General features: G+C 51.0%; 1 rRNA gene. It reads right to left on the bottom strand.

Going from position 1 to position 1794, the window contains the following annotated elements:
- Positions 1–68 precede the first annotated feature (68 nt).
- Positions 69–1628, bottom strand: a 16S ribosomal RNA gene (locus CBF33_RS09535).
- Between the last annotated feature and the right edge of the window lie 166 nt (positions 1629–1794).

Below are 1794 nucleotides of genomic sequence, written 5' to 3'. Positions count from 1 at the left end.
TTGAGAGTAAACCTCTCAAAACTGAGCAAAGTAAGAACGAACTGTGTAGTTTCCGTAATATTCCTTAGAAAGGAGGTGATCCAGCCGCACCTTCCGATACGGCTACCTTGTTACGACTTCACCCCAATCATCCATCCCACCTTAGGCGGCTGGCTCCCGAAGGTTACCTCACCGACTTTGGGTGTTACAAACTCTCGTGGTGTGACGGGCGGTGTGTACAAGGCCCGGGAACGTATTCACCGCGGCGTTCTGATCCGCGATTACTAGCGATTCCGGCTTCATGCAGGCGAGTTGCAGCCTGCAATCCGAACTGAGAACAGCTTTAAGAGATTAGCTAAACCTCGCGGTCTCGCAACTCATTGTACTGTCCATTGTAGCACGTGTGTAGCCCAGGTCATAAGGGGCATGATGATTTGACGTCATCCCCACCTTCCTCCGGTTTGTCACCGGCAGTCTCGCTAGAGTGCCCAACTGAATGATGGCAACTAACAATAAGGGTTGCGCTCGTTGCGGGACTTAACCCAACATCTCACGACACGAGCTGACGACAACCATGCACCACCTGTCACTTTGTCCCCGAAGGGAAAGCTCTATCTCTAGAGTGGTCAAAGGATGTCAAGACCTGGTAAGGTTCTTCGCGTTGCTTCGAATTAAACCACATGCTCCACCGCTTGTGCGGGCCCCCGTCAATTCCTTTGAGTTTCAGCCTTGCGGCCGTACTCCCCAGGCGGAGTGCTTAATGCGTTTACTGCAGCACTGAAGGGCGGAAACCCTCCAACACTTAGCACTCATCGTTTACGGCGTGGACTACCAGGGTATCTAATCCTGTTTGCTCCCCACGCTTTCGAGCCTCAGCGTCAGTTACAGACCAGAGAGTCGCCTTCGCCACTGGTGTTCCTCCATATATCTACGCATTTCACCGCTACACATGGAATTCCACTCTCCTCTTCTGCACTCAAGTTCCCCAGTTTCCAATGACCTTCCCCGGTTGAGCCGGGGGCTTTCACATCAGACTTAAGGAACCGCCTGCGCTCGCTTTACGCCCAATAAATCCGGACAACGCTTGCCACCTACGTATTACCGCGGCTGCTGGCACGTAGTTAGCCGTGGCTTTCTGGTTAGATACCGTCAAGGTGAGAACAGTTACTCTCTCACTTGTTCTTCTCTAACAACAGAGTTTTACGATCCGAAAACCTTCTTCACTCACGCGGCGTTGCTCGGTCAGACTTTCGTCCATTGCCGAAGATTCCCTACTGCTGCCTCCCGTAGGAGTCTGGGCCGTGTCTCAGTCCCAGTGTGGCCGATCACCCTCTCAGGTCGGCTATGCATCATGGCCTTGGTGAGCCTTTACCCCACCAACTAGCTAATGCAGCGCGGGCCCATCCATCAGTGACACCCGAAAGCGTCTTTTATCTCTCTGTCAGGCGACAAAAAGAATTATGCGGTATTAGCACCTGTTTCCAAGTGTTATCCCCCTCTGATGGGCAGGTTGCCCACGTGTTACTCACCCGTCCGCCACTCCTCTTTCTCGGTGGGTGCAAGCACCCGGTGAAAAAGAAGCGTTCGACTTGCATGTATTAGGCACGCCGCCAGCGTTCGTCCTGAGCCAGGATCAAACTCTCATTAAAAGTATGATAACATCCGAAGATGTTTAGCTCATTTGTTGTTTGCTAGCGAATTGACTTCACTATCAGTTTTTATAAAAAACTGTAAAATTGTGTTTGTTTTTACACTTGTAAAAACGCCCTACACATTTGGTTCGTCTTACTTTGTTCAGTTTTCAAAGGTCTACTT

Source organism: Vagococcus lutrae (assembly GCF_003987555.1).
Lineage (GTDB): Bacteria > Bacillota > Bacilli > Lactobacillales > Vagococcaceae > Vagococcus_A > Vagococcus_A lutrae.
This window is presented reverse-complemented; position numbering and strand designations above follow the sequence as displayed.